Source organism: Bacillus sp. FSL K6-1145 (assembly GCF_038003425.1).
In the GTDB taxonomy this organism is placed as follows: Bacteria; Bacillota; Bacilli; order Bacillales; family Bacillaceae; genus Bacillus; species Bacillus pumilus.
This window is the reverse complement of sequence record NZ_JBBOPC010000001.1, coordinates 3,537,982-3,560,932: the sequence shown is the minus strand read 5'-3', so window position 1 is coordinate 3,560,932 and position 22,951 is coordinate 3,537,982. Positions and strand designations below refer to the sequence as shown.

Below are 22,951 nucleotides of genomic sequence, written 5' to 3'. Positions count from 1 at the left end.
TCAAGGTTACCCGTCACGTCTAACACCTACTTCATATAAAATTAGATCAACTACGGGCAGTTTGATAGACTACCCGCATTTGATGGTTATTTGGAGTGATTTGCTTTAATTTGAGAGTCGATTTGATTGACCGCATCATCAAGTGCCTTTTTCACATCTGTACGACCAGTTGCAATCAGTCCTAATGCACTATCAATCGGCTTCCACACCTCTTCCATTTCAGGATTGTTCGGTGTCAGTGTGGCGTATTTCGTTTGTTTAGAAACAGCATCCGCATTTGCGTTTTCCGTAATGGTTGGATCTTTCATCAGTTTTTTCACTGGTGGAATTTCCTCTGTTAATTCAAAACGCTTCTTTGAATTTTTTTCGTTCGTGATAAATTCAACAAATTTCTCAGCAAGTTCTTTATTTTTAGAATAAGAGGAGACGTTGTAGCTTTTTACACCTAAAAATGAGCTCATATGTTTTCCGTTAGGGAGTGTTGGCAGCTCGGCCACACCATAGTCAATACCCGCCTCTTTATATGGACCAAATGACCAAGGACCAGAAATGACGGCTGCTGCTTTTTTCTCTGTAAATAAGGAGTTGAGGACATTGATTCCTTGTTCACCAATGATGCCTTTCGGGAAAAGTCCTTCGCTAAAGAATTTTTGAATGTATTCTCCGCCTTGGATGGCGCCATCGTTGTTCAAACCAATGTCATTGACATCATAAGAGCCATCATTTTTCTGCTTGAAAATATAGCCTCCAGATCCGCCTAAAACACTTTGTGCATAGTAAATTTCATCCCATTTCGCAACAAAACCGTACTTTCCGTCTTTTGTCAGCTTTTTCGAAAGATCATACCAGCCATCAAGTGTCGTTGGTGCCTTTTTGACAAGATCTTTGTTATAAAAAAGGACAGTGGTTTCAACGGATTTTGGCAGACCATACAGTTTTCCATCTACCGTTTGTGATTGAATCGATTCGTCTGTGAAGGAGTTGATCACTTTTTGATCTGGCTTGATTTCTTGTAATAGCCCCTCAGTGACAGCTGATCCAATTTGATTGTGAGGCATCGTGATGACGTCTGGACCTGTCCCAGCTGCTCCATCTAGACGGAGAGCTTCGATTTGGTCGGCATAAGCTTTTTCGACCACTTTGATTTTCACATCATGTTGTTTTTCGAATTCTTTTACAGCGTCTTGAATCCCCTCAGTTTTTTTGACATCCTCCCACACTAGTAAGGTCTTTGTACCTGTAGATGCTGGCTGTGTTCCGCTTGAATTGTCATCTCCCGGTCCGCAAGCTGAAAGCAGAAGCACAGCAGTCCCAACGACTGCTGATAATGTCGCCCATTTTCCCTTTTTCATTAGTAATCCCCTCTCGTTCTTTTTTCACAGATGATAAGAAAACGCTTTCTTAATGTGAGAATATCAACTTGAGTAAAAAAAGTAAACATATTTTATTAAATTTATTAAGTAAAATTTTTTACTGATGTAGAGAGAAAAGAAGCCCTCCACATTGGATGGGGCTTCCAGTTGTTTAGATTGTACTTTTTCGAAAGACAGGTTCTGAGGCAATCAGCACAGTTTTCGGTAATGTTCTGCCGTCTACAAGTCTTTCTAACAGTAAATCAACTGCTGTTTCACAAAGTAAAGACGTGTGGATATGATACGTGGTGAGCGGTGGTGACACATATTGAGACACATGAATATCGTTGATACTAAAGACGCTCACGCGGTTCGGCAGAGAAAATCCTCGCTCATTTAATGCTTGTAAGCAGCCGATGGCAAGAGGATCACTAGCGACACAAAAAGCGGAAGGCAGGTCATCACCAAGCTCATCAATCGCCTTCATCATCAGCGCATAACCTTCATCTACTGAGAAATGGTGACCGACATAGACAAATCGTTCATCAAGGACATTGTGAGCCATCATATATTCACGGAAAGTCGTTTCTCGAATATCTGGAATATGTACATTCGTATTCAGATCTAGGTCTGTGCCGCCAATGAATCCAATGGATGTGTGCTCTTTTTCAATAAAAGAATCGATGATCTTTTCAACAATTCGTTTCAGGTTTGGCTTTACAGAATCAAAACGGTCTTCATCTGGCGACGTATCAATAAAAACGATATGCTGGGTGATCTCATATAATTGGTCAAGCTCTGACGTTTTAAATCGGCCGATGGCAATGATCCCTTCTGTAGAAGGATCAATGGAGTGAAGCCCATCAGATGGATTGTAAGCGGTGACATTTAAACTCCGAGTATTGGTAAGTTCCTCAATGCCTAGACGAATGGATTTAAAATAAATATCTTCAAGCTCTTCCTTTTCGGTCATCCAATAGAGAAAGGCGATTTTTTTTAATGAATGTTTGAATGTTTTCTTTTGATAGGACAAAGCTTCAGCGGCGGCGTATACTTTCTCGCGTGTTTGATCCGTGACAGATAGGTTAGGATCTTGGTTCAGTACGCGAGATACAGTCGCAATGGATAATCCAGCTTTTTCAGCAATGTCCTTTATTTTAGCTGCCAAATCAGCACCTCCTATAGAAAATATCTCCTTCTAGTATAGAGTCTTTAAAAAAATTAGTAAATATTTTTATTAAATTTTTTTCAGTTGAGCGCTTCTTTACGCACTGGGAAGGAATTAGTAAGATATATATATGAAAGGTTTTGGATTAAGATTTCTGATAGGAGAGGGACCGATGTATTACGATGCACTGAAGACATTTGTGACAGTTGTGGAAGAGAAAAACTTTACAAAGGCAGCCCAAAAGCTGCGGATTTCTCAGCCAAGTGTCAGTCTTCATATTAAGAACTTGGAGCAGGAATTCCAGACCGTTCTGCTCAATCGTTCGCCAAAGCAATTAACTGTTACACCAACTGGGGATATGCTGTACCATCGATCAAAACAAATCATTCGTTTATATGAACAGGCGAAGCAGGATATTTATGAGCATCATCATCTGGCAAGAGGGAAGCTGACAATCGGGGCGAGTTTTACCATTGGAGAGTACGTGCTGCCACAAATATTGGCAGAGTTTCATCAGCTCTATCCGCATGTGGACATTGAGGTAGTCATTGATAACACAGAGGCGATCGCCAGTCATGTCCGCTTATTCCATGTCGACATCGGTTTGATCGAAGGACAGACGAATGACAAAGAACTGACAGTAGAAACTTTTCTAGAAGACGAGCTCTATATCGTCGCGCCATTAGATCACCCCTTTGCTAAGAAAAAGGATGTCACGATTGATCAATTGCAAAACGAAACATGGATCACGAGAGAAGAGGGATCAGGTACCGGAGAATACTTACAGCACGTCCTGAAATCAAATGGACTGAAAGCACGGACATTTGTGACGTTTAGCAGCAATCAAGCGATTAAAGAGGCTGTGATTCATGGAATGGGGCTTTCTGTTTTATCTAAATATGTCCTCCAGCGAGGCAGCATTGGCGGTGAATTGGCTGTCATTTCTGTGAGAGGAATGGATTTCAAACGTAAATTCTCCTATGTCGAGTCACCGATGACAGGGGGAAATAAAAATAAGGAATTGCTTGTTGAATTGTTAAGGAAAGAGAGAAAAGACGCTTCTCCTCAGTAGGAGAAGCATCTCAGCGTGTAGACAAACCCTCGCATTCGGTGTCAGGTCTTCGCTCCGGTGCTCATGAATGTCCAATTCGCTCCGGTACTCGCCCTTCCTAGACTGCAAAGGTTTTCTATCACGCTGAAAAGAAGACAAAGGGCTAAAATCAAGATCATTTTAGCCCTTTGTCAATAATCTGAAAAGACGCTTCTCCTCAGTAGGAGAAGCATCTTTTTTATAACCCTTTAATGTTGATCTCATCAACTGGAAGGAAGATTTCACCCGTATCTGTGTATTTCATGGTGACCTGATCGCCTTCTTTTAAATAAATGACGAGAGGTTCTTTTTCAGATGACATGGTGTAGCTTTTCCCATCGTCTAGCAGGAAGGTAACGGTTGTATAATCACCGGTCTTTTCTTTGTAGACTCGTTTGACTTTCCCTGTCGTTTCTTTCTTTTCCTGCTTAGAGGAACTGTTAACGGTACCGCCGCCTTTTTGCAGAGCTGTCTTATAGGCTCTCAGTGCTTCGTTTGGTGTAGAAGCGTATGCAGCGATTTCAGGATTGGCTGCAGACACGATAAAGTAGTTTTGCAGGAATCCATTTGAATCGAGAACCGGCGTGAGCCAGCTGGCTTCTCCATAGAAATTATACAGAATCGGCATGCGACCTTTCCATTTCTTCTCGATGAAACGTTTCTCGATAATTTGCAGAGCGCCTTGAGAATCCATGTAGGACGCTTCAAGATTTCCGGTATAATAAGTCGCTTTTCCTGTTCGGGCATTTGTCAGGGCATATCCAAGCATCGAATCAACGCCCTCTTTCGGACTTGTGAAATCTGTGAAGTAGTACATATCTCCTTTTGAATCAAACACTGGACTCACATTGGCTTCTGTTCCTTCATCTGAAGGCAGCTTCACATCTGATTTTCCAAACATACTGTTCCAGAACCCGTGAATATAGTTTCCGAAATAACTGTTTTGCAGACTGACCGCTTCTGGTGAAACAGCACCATCAATAAAAGCAGGTACTTGATCTAGAGCATATTTCTTTGTTGCACCTGTTTTGGCATCAACAACGACCACACCGGAAGCTTTAAAGCCGTTACGGGCAGAGATAAAATCGCCATACGTGCGAATGTAATAAGGCTTTCCGTCATCATTGATTTCCAGCTGTGTGTCGCCGTAGAAAATCAAATCAGGGTATTGAAGGCGAATATGCCGCTCAATTTCTTTGTTGAAATAAGAGGAAGGTGTGTAAACCATCTCTGTTTTAACAAACTTTGGATTGGCAGATGAGTCGGTCGCACTTAATGTAAAGTAACCCGGCGTACTCCCTGAACGAATCCATTTAAAGAAATCCGAGAATTCCACTGGGGCGATGTACACATACTCACCGTTGACCTTCTGGATTTGCAGGCTGCCAAGCTCATAGTAACTTGTGTTTGGAACCTGTCCGAACGATTTCTTCATTTTGTTCCGAGCAAATTGAGGCGGGACACTCGCAGGTGTTTCCGTCTCATCAAACGCTTTGATTTCGACCTTTTGATCCATTTTGGAGACATCAAATTTCTCATTCGCATTGAATAGAAAAGCTGTCGCCATATAAACACCGAGCAGTAATAAAATAAGAAACAGCACGCCTTTGATCTTACGCTCCAATCCAACTGACAAAAAGGCGCCTGCTGCTGTCACAACAAGTCCAATCAACCAGAGGGATGAAGGGTTACGATCCAAATTGGTCATATAATAGAAAACAAAAATACCGACCATGAACAGCAAAGCAAGGCCTGCAATCCACATTAGCGGAACCTGCTGTTCTGTCCCTTTCTTTCTAACGATCAACTTGAGTGGTGTGAGCAAGAGGGTCAAGACAAGACCGATCACAACCGAAAACAACAAAATATATCCCACAAACAGATCTCCTTTCAAATCAATCACTCTTTTAGTATATACGAGTGAGACGAGGAAAAGATTCATCGGACGGAAGGTTCATCTAAATGCCAATCGAGTCGATGGCGGATTGAACATCTTCTTTCAGTTCGTAAAACTTGAGTCTTTGCTCGATTTTCTCTGTTAAGGCGTCAATGGCTTGTCCTGACATATGCGTATGGATGCGCTTTTGATGTTTATACACTTTGTTCTGAAGTTCATCAATTAGATCTAAAATTTTTCCCGCTTCTTGGCGGTCTTCTGCAAATTCATGTTGAAGCTGATGCCGGATGGCTCTGATTAGCGCTGTTTTCTGCTCTTCTTTGATCTTTGCTTTCAAAGCAGCCAGCTCTGCTGGTGTCATGTCTTCAGTGTGAAAGTTTGTTTGAGAAAAGACGGAGCTTGATGTATGCGTATCTGTCATTCGTTGCAAAAAACGGTCTGCATCTGTTGGTTGTTTCTTTGAAAATTCCATTCCTCGTTCTCCTTAAGAAATGCCCATATTCTTTGCCAGGGCTGTATCTGCATCATGGTATTCTTTTCCTAGCTGGCTCATATCATCTGATATTGAGTCCAGCCACCTTTTTATATTCATCGCGCTATCAATCGCTGTATCATACTCTTTGACGGAATAGAACTCATTCTCAAGTCCCTCTGTTTTTAAGTGGCGAATTACAGCATCCACATCTGATGCCGTCAGCTGGTCATACGAACCAAAACCGACAATTTGTTTGTATCTCGAACGAACTCGTTCTACCGATTGATCCACTTTGTCATCGAGTTTCTCGATTTTGCGAATGATTTGCTGTATATGGTGCTCGGCATATGTCGAGAATTTACGACCTGTGTTCATGAGAACATGCGACTTGATTAAAATTGCCACCACACTTTGCGGGTGAACATTCGACTGACTCAATTGATGTAACATGGCGGCAGTGAGAGAAGGGTTTTTTTTCAACATATCATCAATGGTTTCAACGGAGCCATCTGATGAAAAGGCATACCGATCTAAGCCATGGCTGCCGGCGAGGGCTTCAAGGAATAAATTCGCATCCAGTGAAGGATTCACACTCATTGCCCGATTGAGGAGATCTTTCATGAATTGGACGGCTTTGGAGGAATCCTCGGAGTAATCGACGCCTTCAGGTAAAGCGGCATCATACATCACTTTCACACGACCGATTTCTGTCGTATGTCGATTTAAAAGAGAAAGCCCGTCATTGAGATTGATATATTCTGTTAATCTACTGTGGTAATCACCTTTTAATGCTTTGGCTTGGAGGCCATCCGATAGATTGGGGTAAATATTCGGATTCTCAAAGGTGACCCCGCCTTTAATAAAATCATTTTTAACAAGAACATAGGACGCATTCGACCCGCCAAGTGAATGCCCTGTCACATACATCTTGGCATTTGGCATTTTCTTATGTATTTCTTTCGCATACCGATCTGCTTGAACCATTTGATTCTCTGCGCCATTTTCAAAGGGAATATTTTTAATCAGATACTTTGTATCCGAAACCATCCAATCTTGAACAATTTCATTTGTATAGGTGGTTGTGCCTGTTGTCATCTTAGTCGTCACTTCCTGTGAAGCCTTCGACCGACTAAAAGGAGGCAGCTTTGTCAAAATGGTAGAAAGAAGATCATCTGACTCTTTTTTTCCATGTTTTTTAATGGTATCTTTATATTGGCCTGCGCCAATCGGTTCAGAGCCACGGTAGGCGATGACTGCGTTTTTGATTTTGGTGAGGTCTTTGCCTTTGTTTGAAATACGATAATCCTCTCTTGAGACAAGGGTTAGTGCGTTAAGTCCTTTTTTTGTTTCTATATGGTCAATGACATACATGGTTTTACCGCTTTTTAAGCGTATATCTTTCGGATATGTATAATTAGAAATATCATAAGACTCTGACGATATATCATTATAATCTTTATCGCTAAGTCGATTAATTGAGTTTATCGTGGGCAATTTTTACACTCCTGTAATTTTTATCATAAATATTATATTATAGAGAGAAATAAATATCTATTATAAGTTTAATAATTAAGTAATTTAAAGATGAATGTTAACTTTCAAAAGGTGGAAGATATTTTATATGAAGAATAAAATCAAAATTTCGATTATTTTTATTGCCCTTATTACTATTATTTCAGTTACACTGTTTCTTTTAAACGGTAAGCAATCTCAAACAAATGAATCTGGAGGAAAGGTCATCGTGCAAGAAAAAGAAAAAAGTGAACAACAGAAGGCAGAAGAATTCGCAGAGAAAATGAAGCCGAAAATAGAAAAACGTTTGCATAAAATGGATATTCATAATTTTATCGAAACTATATCTTTTAAAAAAGGAGTAACCATTAATCCGATGGGATATATAAGAGTGAGGGGATATGTGAATGGCGAGCCAGAAAGGTTTGAGTTTTCTGCATCATTAGAATATAGATCTAATGAAGTCGGTTCTATGAGCATCTCATCTGATTTATCAGACCGTTTCGAGAATTGGGCTGATTTTGATCCACAAGTGAAAGAAGATTTTTTGAATAGCCTTTCTAAAAAAGAACGTGAACAGTATCTTAAGGATATTGGAGAAAAAGAGTAAAGCAGGTACTCACCTACCTGTTTTTATTTTTGCCAATTTCATAGATAGATTGATTAAAAGTTCATTAAGGAGTTTTTGCTTTTTATGAGAAATACAATGAAGTTTCCTATCATAATTGTGGTCGTTATCATCTCATTAACTGCGTTCATTGTACAGTACATTAATCAGAGTCTGTCAGATGATGTAGTGCAAGAAAAAAGCGATCAAGAAAAAGCAGAAGAGTTTGCAGAGAAGATGAAACCAAAAATCGAAGAAGATTTACATAAAATGGACATTCACAACTTTATAAAATCTATTACGTTCGAAAAAGATGTGACTATTAATCCCATGGGGGATATTGTTATTAACGGGTATGTGAATGATGAGCCGGTAAAGTACAATTTTTCAGCATCCCTACAATATAGGTCTAAAAAGATAGGTTCAATGAGTTATTCATACGAGTTATCAATTCGATTCAGGGACTGGGAAAAATATAAAGATGAACCAGAATTAAAAGAAAATTTCCTGAAAAGTCTTCCCAAAAAGGAACGCGAACAATATCTGAAAGATGTTGGTGAAAAAGAGTAAAACAGGTACTAGCTTACCTGTTTTTATTTTGTCAAGGCTGATTAAGTTCACTAAGGGGGTTTGTCTTATATGAGAAACGTAATGAAACTATCTATCATTATTGTGGTTGTCATCATCTCAGTTACTGCCTTTGTTGTTGAGTATATTGATCATAGTGTGTCAGAGGAAATAGCGGAAGAGAAGAACGATCAAGAAATAGCAGAAGATTTTGCAGAGAAGATGAAGCCTAAGGTTGAAGAGCACTTGCACAAAAGAGATATTCATAACTTTATCAAAACCATAACGTTTGAAAAAGATGTGACCATCAATCCTATGGGGGATATTATAATCGATGGCTATATAAATAATGAACCGGAGAAGTACGGATTTTCAGCTTCTTTACAATATAGAGCTAAAAAAATAGGTTCAATGAGTTATGATCCTGAGTTGTCATATCGTTTTAAAGATTGGGATAAATTTAAAGATGAACCAGAATTAAAGGAAAACTATCTTAAAAGACTCTCTGAAAAGGAACGAGAACAGTATCTTAAGGATATTGGAGAAAAATAATAAAACAGGTAATCACCTACCTGTTTTTTATTTTTCATTATTAAGAAGGTGGCAATGGTAGACATGAAAAACACAATAAAACTTGTATCTGTTTTGGTCGTTATCAGCATTGTCTCAGTGACTTCGTTAATCACTCAGCACAATAAGCAAAGTAAATCAAATGATGTGGTAAAAGAAAAGAGCGATCAAGAAAAAGCAGAAGAGCTCGCAGAAAAAATGAAGCCTAAAATAGAAGAATTTTTACGCAAAGAAGACATCCATCAATTTATTAAGACCATAACGTTTAAGAAGAGGGTAACTATTGATCCAATGGGCTACATCGTAATTAGAGGATATATAAATGGTGAGCCAGAAAAGTACGAGTTCTCCGCTTCATTAAAGTATAGAACAAAAAAAATCGGTTCAATGAGTTATTCAGCAGAACTAGGAGATCGTTTTGAGAACTGGGATGATTTTAATCCTCAAGTGAAAGAAGACTATCTGAATAGTTTATCTAAAAAAGAACGCGAACAGTATCTCAAAGACATCGGAGAAAAGGAGTAATTACAAGTGTTCAACTTCTGATTATCTCCAAATCGTTGAAAAGGTATATGCTATCATTCCCCTAACAACACTTTCAAATAAGGGAGAGATTTCACCCATGCCAAATACTAAGAAATTGATCTTGGACGTAGATACTGGAATCGATGATGCGATTGGGATTTTGCTGGCGGTGAAAAGTCAGCAGTTTGATATTTTGGGGATTACAACGGTGTGTGGGAATGTGTCTGTCGATGCGGCTACATTGAATACGTGTAAAGTGCTTGAGCTGGTTGAGGCAGATGATATTCCTGTCATCAAAGGTGCAGCAACCCCTCTTTTAAGAGAGCCCCATTATGAACATCGGGTTCACGGAGAGGATGGGATTGGCGGTGCTTTAAAGGATGCTCAGCCTATGAAAAAAGCAGATGCTGGTTTTGCGCCTGATTTTATCATCGACCGGGTGATGCAGTATTCGAAGCAGGTTACGCTTGTGTTGACAGGACCTTTAACGAATTTAGCCCTTGCAGTGAAAAAGTGTCCTGAGCTGATTCATCACGTGAAAGAAGTCATTTTTATGGGTGGTGTCGTTGAGGGTCAGGGGAATGTCACGCCGGTAGCGGAATTTAATACATATGCAGACCCAGAAGCGGCAAAGTTAGTGCTGGATGCAGGGTTCCCTTCATTGACTCAAGTGGGATTAGATGTCACGAGACAGGTCTTGCTTACGGATGAAAGAATTGATGCGATTCAGAATGAAACGTTGGCCCATTATATTAGAGAGAGTACAAGCATTTATCGTCAGCGCTATTTTGAGCGCAATGGTGTGTGGGCGTGTGCCATGCATGATCCGCTTGCTGTCAGTCTTGCCATTGACAAGCAGCTCGTGAGCACACAGGCTTTTCATGTGGACGTCGAGACGAAGAGTGAGTTTTGTGATGGACAGATGATCTGTGATTTTCAGCATCAATGGGAGAAAGAGCGCAACGTTCAAGTGTGTACGGATGTAAATGCTGACGCTTTCTTTGATTTATTGATCAAAACAATGAACGCTTAAAAAAGAAGTCTGTGCAAACAGGCTTCTTTTTTATAAGATGGGAACATGAGGAAATGTATGCGTTCACATGAATAAGGGAGGAGTGAAGTCAATTGGCTTCTGTTAGTTTAAGTAGTATTGAAAAAATACGAGCAGCAAGCAGGGGATTGCCGCCAAAGCTGAAAGCAATTGCAGAGCATATTACGAGTGAGCCCCGCGACATCATCCATTTATCTATTGTCGAGCTTGCGAAAAAAACTGCAAGCTCAGAGGCAACGATTTTTCGTCTTTGTAAAAGGCTTGGATTTGAGGGCTTTCAAGATTTGAAGATTGCTATTGCCCAGGAAATAGACCAAACAAAGCCTAATTATGTAGATGAAGAAATGAGTCTTGATGATGATATGGCTATTTTTATGCAAAAGGTTTTTCAGACGAATATATCCGCTTTAAAGGATAGCTTTCAATTATTGAATCCAGGGGATGTAGAAAAGGCCATACAAATCATTCATGAAGCAAAACGCTTAGAGTTTTATGGGAGTGGTGGGTCTGGCCTCATTGCGACTGACGCTTTTCATAAATTTATGAGGACAGGCATCAACTGTATTGTTCACACAGATTCTCACTTTCAAGCGATGTCTGCTGGTCTTCTTGACCAGCACAGTACAGTGATCGGTATATCTCATTCTGGACGAAATAAAGATTTGCTCGATGCGATGAAAACAGCAAAGAGTAAAGGAGCTAAAACCATCGGTATTACAAGCTATCAGCGCTCACCATTGAGTCAGCTTGCAGATGTCACGTTGTATACTGCGACACAAGAAACGGCTTTTCGAACAGAAGCGATGTCCGCAAGACTTGCGCAGCTGACGGTCATTGACGTTCTATATTTTGCACTTGCTCACTTAAGGCAGCAGGAAACAATAACAAATTTAAAGCAAATGCGAGAAACCATTTCACAAAAAAGAGTGTAATGATTCCAAAAATAAATTTTTCTTATAATGAAAAATGCTGATGTGGTAACGATTGTGAGCTTTTTAGTGAAAATAATTTTCTTTTCGGTCGTTGAATGTCGAAAAAATTATTTTTATAATGGGATCTAACAGGCAATTCAAAAACTACATATGTGACTTCAAATCAATGATTGGGCGTGATACAGATGAAGGGGAACCAGGCGGTAATTGGTTTGGATATTGGAACAACAAGTACAAAGGCGGTTCTGTTTGGACCTCAGGGGAAGGTATTAGCGAAGCATTCAGTTCCTTATGAGCTCATTCAGCCCCAGCCAGCATGGGTTGAGCAGGATCCTGAAAAGATATTAGAAGCCGTCATTGCGAGTGTAAGAGGTGCATTGACGAAAGCAGCATTTGATGAAGAAAATCTTATAGGCATCGGGATCAGTACAGCGATGCATTCCTTAATTGTGATGGATAAGGATGGAAAAACATTAACGAACAGTATCATTTGGGCAGATAACAGAAGTGCAGAACAAGCGAAACGAATTAAATCAGATATGGATGGATTCCACATTTATAAAAGGACAGGTACTCCGATCCATCCAATGTCACCGCTTTCAAAAATACGTTGGATGAAAGAAATGGCACCGAATGTCTTTAAGAAGGCAGCAAAATTTATTTCGATCAAAGAATATATTCTTTATCATTTTTTCGGTCAGTATGTCGTCGATTATTCAATCGCTTCAGCAACGGGACTGTTCCAATTGGAAACGCTTCGATGGGATGAGAAGGCGCTTCGTATTGCTGGAATTGAAGCCTGTCAACTATCTGAACTTGTCCCAACGACATATCAACTGAAAGGACTTCAGCCAGAGATTGCACTGCGCATGGGCATTAAAGAAGATACACCATTTGTCATTGGTGCGAATGATGGCGTTCTAGCGAATTTAGGTGTGGGCGCGATTGGCAAAGGAGAGGTGGCTGTTACGATTGGGACAAGCGGTGCTGTCCGTACGGTTGTAGACAAACCAATTACAGATGAGCAATCAAGAACGTTCTGCTATGCCCTGACAGATAAGCATTGGGTTGTAGGAGGACCGACCAATAATGGCGGGATCATGCTGAGATGGCTGAAGGATGAATTCGGGTCATCAGAGGTGGAGGTAGCAAAGCGTCTAGGTGTGGACCCTTACGATCTGATGATGGACATCGCGGAAAAGGTTCCAGCTGGTTCTGAGGGTCTGCTGTTTCTGCCATTTTTATCAGGTGAGCGGGCACCTTATTGGAATCCAAATGCGAGAGGCACCTTCTTTGGAATCGGTCTTCAGCATAAGCGGGAGCATTTTATTAGAGCTGTGTTAGAAGGCGTCATTATGAGTGTTTTCTCGATCGGTGTTGCCTTAAGAGATTTAACCGGTTCAGCAAAGGATGTCAGAGCTTCGGGCGGATTTGCACGATCTCCGCTGTGGCGGCAAATTTTAGCGGATACGATGGGTAGAGAAGTGCTTGTTCCAGAAAGCTACGAGGCGTCAGCACTGGGGGCGGCTGTCCTTGCACTTTATAGTTTAGGTCATATGGAAGAGATAGAAGAGGTTCAAGAGTGGATTCGAATCTCTGCTCGTCATGAACCTAATATGAAGAACAATGAAATTTACATAGAGCTGTTTTATTTATATGAGCGCCTCTACGACAAACTGAAGGATGAATTTGATGTCATTAGTGCGCTGCAATTAAAACAAAATCGTTAAACATCAGGGAAAAGGTGGGAGAACATGCTTTTATTCATCGTGATTGCGGCGATTGTCCTTTTACTCATTCTCATTACAGTCGTTAAGTTGAATCCATTTGTGAGCTTAATTATTACTTCGATGCTAGTGGGCTTTGCGACGGGGATGGATTTGCAGGAAATCATTCAATCGATTAAAACGGGATTAGGCAATACGTTATCATTGCTGGCCATTGTTCTAGCGCTTGGTACCATGCTTGGGAAAATGATGGCTGAATCAGGGGGAGCAGAGCGAATAGCTCAAACTTTAATCGGCCGGTTTGGGACGAAGAATGTGCATTGGGCAATGATGTTTGTTGCTTTTATCGTGGGGATACCTGTCTTTTTCCAGGTCGGTTTCGTTCTTCTCATTCCTTTACTTTTTACAATTGCCATTGAAACAGGCATCTCGCTCGTGACCATTGGGATCTCGTTAATCGCTGGCTTGTCTGTCGTGCATGGGCTAGTCCCGCCTCATCCAGCGGCAATGGCAGCCGTTGGCATCTATCATGCCAACGTGGGGAAAACCATTTTCTTCTCTATTATTGTGGGATTGCCGACAGCGATTATTGCTGGCCCGCTGTACGGTAAGTGGATTGGAAAACGGATACATAAACCCGTTCCGGAGATGCTGAGAAAGCAATTCACTGAACGAAATGAAGATCGAAGGCTCCCCGGCTTTGCGAATACGATGTTTACCATATTGGTGCCGGTGATTCTGATGCTTCTTGCCACATTGGCGGACATTATCTTACCAGAGGACAATATGTGGTTCCAGGTATTCAAGTACATCGGAGATCCAATAACAGCACTGCTGATTGCAACAGTTTATTCATTTTTCAGTCTTGGCTTTATGCAAGGAATGAGCCGTGACCGGGTGCTTTCCTTTAGTAATGAGTGCTTAGGTCCGATCGCTTCCATCTTGCTTGTCATTGGAGCAGGAGGAGCTTTCAATAATGTGCTCATTGATTCAGGTGTCGGTGATTATATTGCAGATTTAGCCAAACACTCGCCGATTTCACCGATTTTGCTTAGCTGGCTGATTGCTGCAGTGATTCGTGTGGCAACAGGATCTGCGACGGTATCCATGATGACGGCAGCAGGTATTGTAGCACCAATTGCTGCAACTATGCCTGATGTGAGCAGGGAGCTGCTTGTGTTAGCAACAGGAGCAGGTTCATTAATTTTATCTCACGTCAATGACTCTGGTTTTTGGCTGATCAAGGAGTATTTTGGTATGACCATTAAAGAGACGTTTTTGACATGGACGGCTATGGAGACGATCATTTCCGTTAGTGCCATTGCATTTATTATGATCATTAATATGTTTATATAGCGAACAACAGCCTAGTTCTTTGGAATTGGGCTGTTTTTAATACCACTTTCTTCAGATTGGGGTAAAATAATGATATTGAAATGTGGGAGGTGGACACGATTGAACCATTAAAACATGTGTACAATGAATTATTTATCCAAGAATTAGCGGAGAAACTTACGCAGGCTTCAACTGTATTTGATGCTGAGCCATTCCAGCGGCTCGTATTTCAAGAGGATTGGCAGCAGCTTGAGTTAAAAGGACGGATGAGACGAGTCACTGAATCGATGCATGCCTGTCTACCAGAGGATTATGAGGAGGCAATTGAGGTACTGCGTCAGGCAGCCCCGCATTTTTCAGGACTTAGTGCGCTCGTATTTCCAGACTACGTCGAGACGTACGGCCTTGCACACTGGGACCTCTCGATCAAGGCGCTCGAATTCTTCACACCCTTTTCCACTTCTGAATTTGCCGTTCGGCCATTTCTGATTCAAGATCAGGACAAAATGCTGGCGCAAATGCTCGTATGGTCTCAGGATCAAGAAGAGCACATACGGAGGCTGGCTAGTGAAGGCTGCAGACCGCGTCTGCCATGGGGCTTATCTGTTCCTTCACTAAAAAAGAATCCTTCGGTCACGCTGCCCATTTTGGAAAACTTGAAGGCAGACCCGTCGCGGTATGTGCAAAAAAGTGTAGCGAATCATCTAAATGATATCTCTGCAATACAGCCAGACCTGATGAAGCAGACGGTTCAAAACTGGTATGGAACCAACAAACATACGAACTGGATTGTCAAACATGCATCCCGTACTTTACTCAAAAAAGGAGATCCAGATATTATGGCGTTGTTTGGTTATGATGACGATCCATCCGTTCAAATAACGGATTTGAAGATCGTACAAGACCCTATTCGGATCGGTGAGAAAATGACTTTTCATTTTACTCTTCAAGCCGATAAGCCGCTAAAGCTGCGTGTAGAGTATGCCATAGACTACGTCAAAGCTCGGGGGACCCGCAATCAAAAGGTATTTAAAATCACAGAGTTTGAAACAGGCTCAGCGTTACATAGGGAATTCGTCAGGACACAGTCTTTTCAAAATATGACGACAAGAAAACACTATGAAGGAATCCATACATTAACAATCATCATCAACGGCATCCCAAAAGCGTCGATTGATTTTGAAGTGACAGAAGACAGCAGCTCATGAAAAAAACCCGCCTCAATGGCGGGTTTTAGCGTTTAAGCCTTCTTTTTCATTAAGAATGAAGCAATGATGGCTGCGATTAAGAAACCAATGCTGATAATTGAGCTAGGCAAGTTTTCTTGTCTGAATAGAAACATCACAAAACTCACACTTAGTACAAGACCTGCAAATAAAGTCAAATACGGAAACAGCCACACCTTAAAATAAGGCTCCTGTGGATATTTTGGGCGAAGTTTCAGATGTGCCATGCAAATGCTAATCCAAATGAGTGAAACAGCAAAACCAGGAATGGCTAGCATATAACTGAAAATTTGCTCTGGGTATAAGTAAGCAAAGAATGTCCCGATGAGAAGAAACAGAACGGTCACCCATAAACTCAAAATGGGTACGCCTCTTTTATTGACCTGTGCCAGTTTTTTCGGACCGCCATCTGATTTAGAGAGAGAATGCATCATTCTCGTCGTGCCATAAATGCCAGAATTGGCCGCCGATAGAACGGCTGTAATCAATACGAAATTAATGAAGTGAGAGGCGCCTTGCATACCGGCTGCTGAAAAGACTTGAACAAAGGGGCTGTTATTTGGATCAATTTGATTCCAAGGAATGAGTCCACAGATGATCAAAATCGGCAAAGTGTAAAATAAGATAATACGCCACATCATACTTTTAACAACACCAGGCAAGACCTTTTCGGCATCCTTTGTTTCTGTAATAGTCAGCCCGATCAATTCAGAGCCCCCGTAAGAGAAAATAACAACTAATAAAGAGGCAAAGATCGCACCCCATCCGTTCGGGACGAAGTTTTGATAGTTGGTGAGTGCAGATGTGCTTTGTTCGTTCGGAATGATCCCAAATAATAGGGCTGCACCAAGAATAATAAACACAATAATAACGAAAATCTTCATTCCAGCGAACCAAAACTCAATTTCACCAAAGTATTTTACATTATTTAAGTTAATTCCGATGACTAAGAGTGAGCAGAGTAAACATAGTGACCATAGCGGCACGTTCGGTAACCAGTATTGAAGCAGGCTGCCTGCCGCAATAATCTCGATGACACACACAGTGAGCCACATGAAACAGTAAACCCAGCCGACAACAAATGAAAAACGTTGACCAAGCGCAATCTGTATCAGGTCGCGAAGGTTATTTCCCGGATAGACAATCGCCATTTCAGCTAAGGCTGCCATCACGATGAGCAATAATAATCCGGCAAATACATAGGAAAAGATGACCCCAGGACCTGCTAAACCGATTGTATCGGCACTTCCTTTAAAGATTCCTGTACCAATGACCCCGCCCAATGCAATCATGCGAATGTGACGCGGTGATAAAAGCTTTTTTAATTCTTGTTGTTCCTGATTCGCGCTCATGACGTTCTCCTTTTTTAAAAATGCTTATGTTCCATTTTCTTTTTTCGAGACGTCAGTGTCAATATAAAAAAAGAGATTTTTCAGACAAAAACGGCGGTTGATTCTATCAAATGAGCCGTTTTCTTCCATAAATCCTTTCCATGACCCATCCCCAAAATCTGAAACTTCGTGAAAAAATGAACATTTGCCTTCATTCTGACATAAACAATTTTCAGTTTTTGTCGATATATCAACTGTATTACTAAAGTCCTAATAAAGAATTGTTTATAACTGTAAAATATTTCAAAAAAGCATGAAGAAATGAAAGGAGTTATGAAAGATGTTTATGAGAAAAGCAAATGATTCATCGTCGGGAACCCTTTTAAATGAGAGCAGTCGATTAGTAGAACGAATTGAGAAGGGAGACCTTTCAGCAAGAATAGATACTGCTGCATTCTCTTCAAGTCAAACGATTGAAGCAGTAGCCCAAATAAATGAAGCTTTGCAAAAGATGCAGGAAGTTAATGAAGATATTCAAATGCGTATGAATTTAGTGACAAAAGCCATTCAAGTTGGTTTATGGGATATGGTCGTGATCGCTGGAGATCCGGTCAATCCAAAAAATGAGTTCACATGGACGGATGATTTCCGCAAAATGATCGGCTTTCAAAACGAGCACGATTTTCCGAACGTTTTAGACAGCTGGGCATCTCGAATTCATCCGGATGAACAAGAATATACCCTAAATGCATTCTCTTCGCATTTATCGGATCATTCGGGACGTACACCATATGATATCGAATATCGCTTGAAGTTGAAAAACGGAGATTATCGCTGGTTCAAAGCAACTGGCACGACCATTCGTGATCGAAATGGTGTCCCTCTTCGTGTGGCGGGAGCTCTTTTTGATATTCATGATCAGAAATTAAAAGAAGAAGAACTGCAAGCATTCGTGACGAGATATGATTTGATTAACCGTGCGCTTGTGGAAGCTCCTTGGGACATGGTCGTAGAGGCCGGCGATCCAGTCAATCCATACAATGAGTTCTGGTGGTCCCCGCAGTTCAGAAAAACGCTTGGTTTTACAGACGAAAAGGATTTCCCGAACGTATTAAGCAGCTGGAGCGACCGCCTGCATCCTGAGGATCAAGAAAAAGCTCTCCAAGCTTTTGCAGATCATTTAAATGATCACTCTGGACGCACACCATTTGATATTGATTACAGATTGCAGAGTAAAAATGGCGAGTATCGCTGGTATCATGCCGGTGGTGAAACCATTCGTGATGAAAAAGGTGTTCCTCTTCGTGTGGCTGGAACCATTCGTGACATCACGTTAGAAAAAAACAAAGAGAAAACAGCCGATGAAATGGCTTCACAAGTAGAACAGCTTTCAAGTTCAATCAGCGAAATGGTATCAGGCATTAGCTCTGTGACAAATCAAGCGCAGGAGCTGGCTGTCGCTCAAGAGCAGTCAACGTCTGCCGCACACTTAGCAAAAAATAGTGCAGATGAGACGAAAAATATTTCTGACTTGATTAAAGAAGTAGCGAACCAAACGAACCTGCTTGGTCTAAATGCTGCGATTGAAGCGGCCAGAGCTGGTGAGCAGGGACGAGGATTCTCGGTCGTTGCAGATGAAGTGCGTAAGCTGGCGCTTCATAGTGCCAATGCAACGGAGAATATCGAATCTAGCTTGACGGAAATGAAAACGCAAATTGATGAAATTCTTGAAAATATCTCGAATATGACAGCTCTTACGCAAACACAGGCTGCTTTAACAGAGCAAGTAAATGCTGCAGTCGATGAAGTGAATCACATGTCTCAGCGTCTTGTGGCGTATTCAAAGAGTATTTAATTGTCAGAAACCGCCCTCTCGTGTAGAAGGCGGTTTTTATCATTAAAATTGATCTGCTGGGAAAACAATACCTGCATCATTTCTTGCAGCATCAAGGACTTTCATCACAGAAAGACTCTCATCAAGCCATGCATAGCACTGTTCATGATTATTTGTTTCAATGATGTGCTGAAAAGCCTCTGCTTCATAAAACAGGCGGTTTGAATTTGTTTGTGCATTAAGTGAGATCACCTGGTCATTCACATGAAGCAGCACTTCCTCACAGCCATTCGCCCCATTTTTCACATGAATGAAGCCCTTTTCTCCTTGAATCAATGCAAAATTCATGCTGCTTGTATCCTTACTGCCGACACTTGTCGCAATGAAATCATTGTAGGTGAAAGTCAAAACACCAGATGTATCGATGCCATTGGGATGACGGTTTGCCTGGTAGCGGATCTGTTCCGGTGATCCGAAGAGATTCATGATGAAATGGACATTATAGATATTAATATCCATCAACGCTCCTCCTGAGAATTCAGGGTTAAAGACATTTGGCGTTTCGCCGGCTAGCAGCTGATTGTATTTGCTTGAATATTGACTATAGTTGCATTGAACCAGTTTGATTTTACCTAATTGATGAAGGTGTTTTTTGATTAAATGATAGTTTGGCATATGAACGGTCGTAATGGCTTCAAAGAGGAGAAGCTGCTTTTCCTTTGCGAGTGCGATTAAGGCTTCCAGCTCTTTGACATTAGAGGTGAAAGGCTTTTCGCAAATCACATGTTTTCCGTTTCTTAATGCAGCCGTGGCATGCTCGCTATGTAATCGATTCGGTGACGCAATATAAACAGCGTCAATGTTTGGATCTTCTAGCATAGCCGTTAAATCCGTATAAGTCGTTTTTACACCAAATTGGTCTGCGAGCTTCTTTGCCGTTGCTTCCTTTCTTGAATAGACGGCGTGACAAGAAGCGCCATCAAGCTGTTCAATCGCTTGCAAGAAGCTTTCCACAATCACACCTGTTCCAATGGTTGCAATGTTCATTCTATTCAAAACCCCTTCCACTCGTTTGATATCAAGTAAAGCTGTCTCTAGTATAACTGATGTTTGAATCGTACGCGCACTTGAGACCTGGGCGTAGAGGGGCGCCAGTGGCAAACACTGGCACATCTTTGGCAACCCTTACAATTAGCTGATGTTCGCTAATGTTTGTTTTGTTAATAATTGAATGGCAGCTTTCCTCTTCTTTAACTCTTGAATGGAGTGTTGAATATCCTCAACTTTTTGTTCGAGCAGCTGTTCAGCTTCTGTCTTTGATTGTTTTTCAAATATCGATTTAATAATTTCACGAATTTCTTTGAGTGAGAAATCTAGCTTTCTTGCTTCTGTGATAAAGGATAGCATGAGTACATATTTTTTATCATATAAACGATAGCCGTTATGTGCTCTCTTTGGTTCGGGGAGCACACCCTCATTTTCATAAAAACGAATGGTTTCAATATGCACACCAGACATTTTTGACAATTTACCTCTAGTAAACGTAAGCATTCCCTGCACCTCCTTTCTTTGCTATCCATCATACAATTAGATTTGCTAGTTTCAAAATATTCAGTGGTGAACATTTGTCTTCATTTTCCCGTTGGAAAAGGGTAGAAACTCTATTTAAAGCAGGATGAATAGAATACGATATAATAGAGAAGGCTTATGACAATTTTGTTACAGTGAGAACAAGTAGACAGCGTGATGAAAAAACGATAGGCTAAAATAGGTAAATAGTAATGATATAACCTGTCATCATATAGATGATGGCTCAAAATAGTGCAGCACGTTTTTTGCTGAGAAAAGGGGACCAGTGAATGTATAAATTAGTTGCAATTGATATGGATGGTACGTTATTAAATGATCAACATATGGTGCCGGATGAGGTGTTTGAAGCCATTCAACAGGCGAAAGCAGAGGGCGTTAAAATTGTGTTATGTACAGGACGGCCTATTGGCGGAGTGAATCGCTATTTAGATGATCTTCAGCTCAATCAAGAGGGAGATTATGTGATTGCCTATAATGGGGCGCTCGTCCAAAACAGTCACACAAATGAAGTGGTGTCAGAACTGACGTTATCCTATGAGGATTTAACTTCTTTATATAAGCTGAGCCGTGAGCTCGATACACCGATGCATTATTTCGATTCCGCTCATTTGTACACACCGAATCGTGATATTAGTGAGTACACAGTACTTGAATCTTATTTAACAAAGCTGCCGCTTAAATATTTACCTGTTGAAGAGGCAGATCCTTCAATGAGACTTCCGAAAATGATGTATATTGATCAGCCAGAACGGTTGGAAAAGACGATACAAGCCATTCCATCTGAAGTAAAAGACAAGTACATGATGGTGAAAAGTACAGATTTCTTCCTTGAAATCCTGCATCCTGAAGTCAGCAAAGGGAATGCCGTGAAGCTTCTAGCGAAAGAGCTGGGGATTGCTCGTGAAGAGGTCATGGCCATTGGTGACAATGGGAACGACGTATCGATGCTGGAATTTGCGGGCTGTGGTGTTGCCATGGGAAATGCCATTGATGATGTCAAAGCAGTAGCGGATGTTGTGACAAAGTCCAATAATGAAGCCGGCGTTGCACATGTCCTGCATGAGTTAGTTTTAGGGAAATAAACGAAAAAGCGGTCTACCAGTGAGGTAGCCGCTTTTTTATATGTGAGAGAAAAAGTAAACAAGCATCCGTCTGCTGCTCAAATTTGTCTTTTGTAGCATCGCCTTCACATGATCATGGACGGTATGGGTTGAAATAAATAAAGTGCTGGCAATTTCCTTTGTAGACTGTCCTTTTAATAAGCAGTCAAGGACGTTCATCTCTCTTTCTGTCAGCTTGTACGTTTTTGCCGCATAAGGAAGAATATCATTGGTTTGGGCTCTCTTGATGTGAATCATGACAGCCTCTTCCTGACCGGCTGCCTGCGCTAATCGAAATGCTTGAAGAGAGAGGAACAGCCCCGTAGGCAATCTCGTCATGCTTGCCGCTGTTTGGTCGATGCCGCCGTATAAAAGTTTTGCCCCTAATGCTCTAAACGGGCGCGGCATAACCGCCCTGTCATGGATTTGTTCAAAGGCTTGAAACGTCTGAAGCCAATGAAGACCCGTCTCATTTCCATAAAGAAGGTTGTAATCGTGCGAGAGAATGAGGAAGCCTTGCTGCTCCGCCGCCGCGTCCTCTTCGGTATCTCTTTTCCTGAAAAGTTCATCTCTCAGCTTGGCTGCGAGCCTAGGCGTTTGTTCGATGACCGCTCGAATATCTTGTTCTTGAAAAGGTTCCTTGTTCTTTAAACGATAGAGGCTGGCAATGCCCCAGCATTCTCCTTGAATCACAAGAGCTGCCCGCAATTCATCAGACCATCCTTTAGGTAACAAAATGTCTTGGTAGCGCTCACTGCTAAGGTATTCTCCGCTTTGGACTAGGCTCGCAGCATGAACGGGGCCTTTGGCTAGAGACTCATGCTGATGTACGTCCTTTTTTAAGAACTCATTTTGAAACAGTTGGTCATGAATGTCTTCAATCGGTTCATCTGTGAAGGACCCTGTCGAGAGGAGAGTGGCTGGATCAATGGTCGTGATACAGGCGGCATCAAAATCAAGGACGGCAGCAAGCTCGTCCCGAATGTGTTGTCTCAGTTGCTGAAAATGAGTGGCTGGATTGGTCACATGATCTCCTCCTCAAAAATCCCCACTTTTAGGGAT

General features: G+C 41.4%; 21 protein-coding genes. 12 read left to right on the top strand and 9 right to left on the bottom strand.

The features are described from left to right. Nucleotides 1-86: 86 nt before the first annotated feature. Together MHH41_RS18115 and MHH41_RS18110 are read right to left on the bottom strand one after the other, a co-directional pair. Nucleotides 87-1,352: an extracellular solute-binding protein gene (locus MHH41_RS18115; RefSeq protein WP_340866626.1), complete on the bottom strand. Its 1,266-nt coding sequence runs from the start codon at nt 1,350-1,352 to the stop codon at nt 87-89. A gap of 172 nt (nt 1,353-1,524) precedes the next feature. Continuing rightward, nucleotides 1,525-2,520 carry a LacI family DNA-binding transcriptional regulator gene (locus MHH41_RS18110; protein ID WP_137054150.1) on the bottom strand — a complete coding sequence of 332 codons (996 nt, stop codon included), beginning with the start codon at nt 2,518-2,520 and terminating at the stop codon, nt 1,525-1,527. A gap of 172 nt (nt 2,521-2,692) precedes the next feature. Between MHH41_RS18110 and MHH41_RS18105 the strand changes: the two genes are divergently transcribed. Continuing rightward, complete coding sequence (locus MHH41_RS18105; protein WP_003214942.1) at nt 2,693-3,592, top strand: LysR family transcriptional regulator; 900 nt, start codon at nt 2,693-2,695, stop codon at nt 3,590-3,592. A 217-nt stretch (nt 3,593-3,809) separates the two neighbouring features. Here MHH41_RS18105 and MHH41_RS18100 read toward each other — a convergent pair whose 3' ends face one another. The 3 genes from MHH41_RS18100 to MHH41_RS18090 form a co-directional block, all read right to left on the bottom strand. Next, entirely contained in the window at nt 3,810-5,486 is a 1,677-nt protein-coding gene (locus MHH41_RS18100; protein WP_212045741.1) for a hypothetical protein, read from the bottom strand. Between the two features lie 82 nt (nt 5,487-5,568). Continuing rightward, entirely contained in the window at nt 5,569-5,979 is a 411-nt protein-coding gene (locus MHH41_RS18095; RefSeq protein WP_003215061.1) for a hypothetical protein, read from the bottom strand. A gap of 12 nt (nt 5,980-5,991) precedes the next feature. Next, a complete protein-coding gene (locus MHH41_RS18090; protein ID WP_340866625.1) occupies nt 5,992-7,476 on the bottom strand; it encodes a lipase family protein in 1,485 nt (494 codons plus the stop codon). A 127-nt stretch (nt 7,477-7,603) separates the two neighbouring features. Between MHH41_RS18090 and MHH41_RS18085 the strand changes: the two genes are divergently transcribed. From MHH41_RS18085 to MHH41_RS18045, 9 genes are all read left to right on the top strand, one after another. Continuing rightward, nucleotides 7,604-8,104: a DUF1433 domain-containing protein gene (locus tag MHH41_RS18085; protein ID WP_226804485.1), complete on the top strand. Its 501-nt coding sequence runs from the start codon at nt 7,604-7,606 to the stop codon at nt 8,102-8,104. Nucleotides 8,105-8,188: 84 nt separating this feature from the next. Beyond that, entirely contained in the window at nt 8,189-8,671 is a 483-nt protein-coding gene (locus tag MHH41_RS18080; RefSeq protein ID WP_340866624.1) for a DUF1433 domain-containing protein, read from the top strand. A 69-nt stretch (nt 8,672-8,740) separates the two neighbouring features. After that, nucleotides 8,741-9,220, top strand: a complete 480-nt coding sequence (locus MHH41_RS18075) for a DUF1433 domain-containing protein (protein ID WP_340866623.1) — start codon at nt 8,741-8,743, stop codon at nt 9,218-9,220. Between the two features lie 63 nt (nt 9,221-9,283). Then, nucleotides 9,284-9,763, top strand: a complete 480-nt coding sequence (locus tag MHH41_RS18070) for a DUF1433 domain-containing protein (protein ID WP_340866622.1) — start codon at nt 9,284-9,286, stop codon at nt 9,761-9,763. A gap of 97 nt (nt 9,764-9,860) precedes the next feature. Continuing rightward, nucleotides 9,861-10,796, top strand: a complete 936-nt coding sequence (locus MHH41_RS18065; RefSeq protein ID WP_340866621.1) for a nucleoside hydrolase — start codon at nt 9,861-9,863, stop codon at nt 10,794-10,796. Nucleotides 10,797-10,888: 92 nt separating this feature from the next. Next, nucleotides 10,889-11,746 (top strand): MurR/RpiR family transcriptional regulator, encoded by an 858-nt coding sequence (locus tag MHH41_RS18060; protein WP_268459072.1) that lies wholly within the window; start codon nt 10,889-10,891, stop codon nt 11,744-11,746. A 185-nt stretch (nt 11,747-11,931) separates the two neighbouring features. After that, entirely contained in the window at nt 11,932-13,476 is a 1,545-nt protein-coding gene (gntK, locus tag MHH41_RS18055; protein ID WP_340866620.1) for a gluconokinase, read from the top strand. A gap of 24 nt (nt 13,477-13,500) precedes the next feature. Beyond that, a complete protein-coding gene (locus MHH41_RS18050; RefSeq protein ID WP_003214692.1) occupies nt 13,501-14,829 on the top strand; it encodes a GntP family permease in 1,329 nt (442 codons plus the stop codon). 80 nt (nt 14,830-14,909) lie between these two features. After that, the gene (locus MHH41_RS18045) at nt 14,910-16,016 is read left to right on the top strand and encodes a DNA alkylation repair protein (RefSeq protein WP_212045733.1); all 1,107 of its coding nucleotides are present in this window, start codon (nt 14,910-14,912) and stop codon (nt 16,014-16,016) included. Between the two features lie 32 nt (nt 16,017-16,048). On the opposite strand, the gene MHH41_RS18040 is transcribed toward MHH41_RS18045, so the two are convergent. Further along, on the bottom strand, nt 16,049-17,386 hold the full coding sequence (locus MHH41_RS18040) for an amino acid permease (protein WP_012011793.1): 1,338 nt from the start codon (nt 17,384-17,386) through the stop codon (nt 16,049-16,051). A 319-nt stretch (nt 17,387-17,705) separates the two neighbouring features. On the opposite strand from MHH41_RS18040, the gene MHH41_RS18035 reads away from it, so the two are divergent. Further along, nucleotides 17,706-19,220, top strand: a complete 1,515-nt coding sequence (locus tag MHH41_RS18035; RefSeq protein WP_137054160.1) for a methyl-accepting chemotaxis protein — start codon at nt 17,706-17,708, stop codon at nt 19,218-19,220. 42 nt (nt 19,221-19,262) lie between these two features. Here MHH41_RS18035 and MHH41_RS18030 read toward each other — a convergent pair whose 3' ends face one another. Together MHH41_RS18030 and MHH41_RS18025 are read right to left on the bottom strand one after the other, a co-directional pair. Continuing rightward, the gene (locus MHH41_RS18030; protein ID WP_212045775.1) at nt 19,263-20,246 is read right to left on the bottom strand and encodes a Gfo/Idh/MocA family protein; all 984 of its coding nucleotides are present in this window, start codon (nt 20,244-20,246) and stop codon (nt 19,263-19,265) included. 144 nt (nt 20,247-20,390) lie between these two features. Continuing rightward, nucleotides 20,391-20,750 carry a MerR family transcriptional regulator gene (locus MHH41_RS18025; RefSeq protein WP_212045732.1) on the bottom strand — a complete coding sequence of 120 codons (360 nt, stop codon included), beginning with the start codon at nt 20,748-20,750 and terminating at the stop codon, nt 20,391-20,393. Nucleotides 20,751-21,058: 308 nt separating this feature from the next. Here MHH41_RS18025 and yidA point away from each other — a divergent pair, with 308 nt between their 5' ends. After that, the gene (gene yidA / locus MHH41_RS18020) at nt 21,059-21,871 is read left to right on the top strand and encodes a sugar-phosphatase (protein ID WP_003215147.1); all 813 of its coding nucleotides are present in this window, start codon (nt 21,059-21,061) and stop codon (nt 21,869-21,871) included. 36 nt (nt 21,872-21,907) lie between these two features. On the opposite strand, the gene MHH41_RS18015 is transcribed toward yidA, so the two are convergent. Next, nucleotides 21,908-22,915: a helix-turn-helix transcriptional regulator gene (locus MHH41_RS18015; RefSeq protein ID WP_212045731.1), complete on the bottom strand. Its 1,008-nt coding sequence runs from the start codon at nt 22,913-22,915 to the stop codon at nt 21,908-21,910. Nucleotides 22,916-22,951 lie beyond the last annotated feature (36 nt).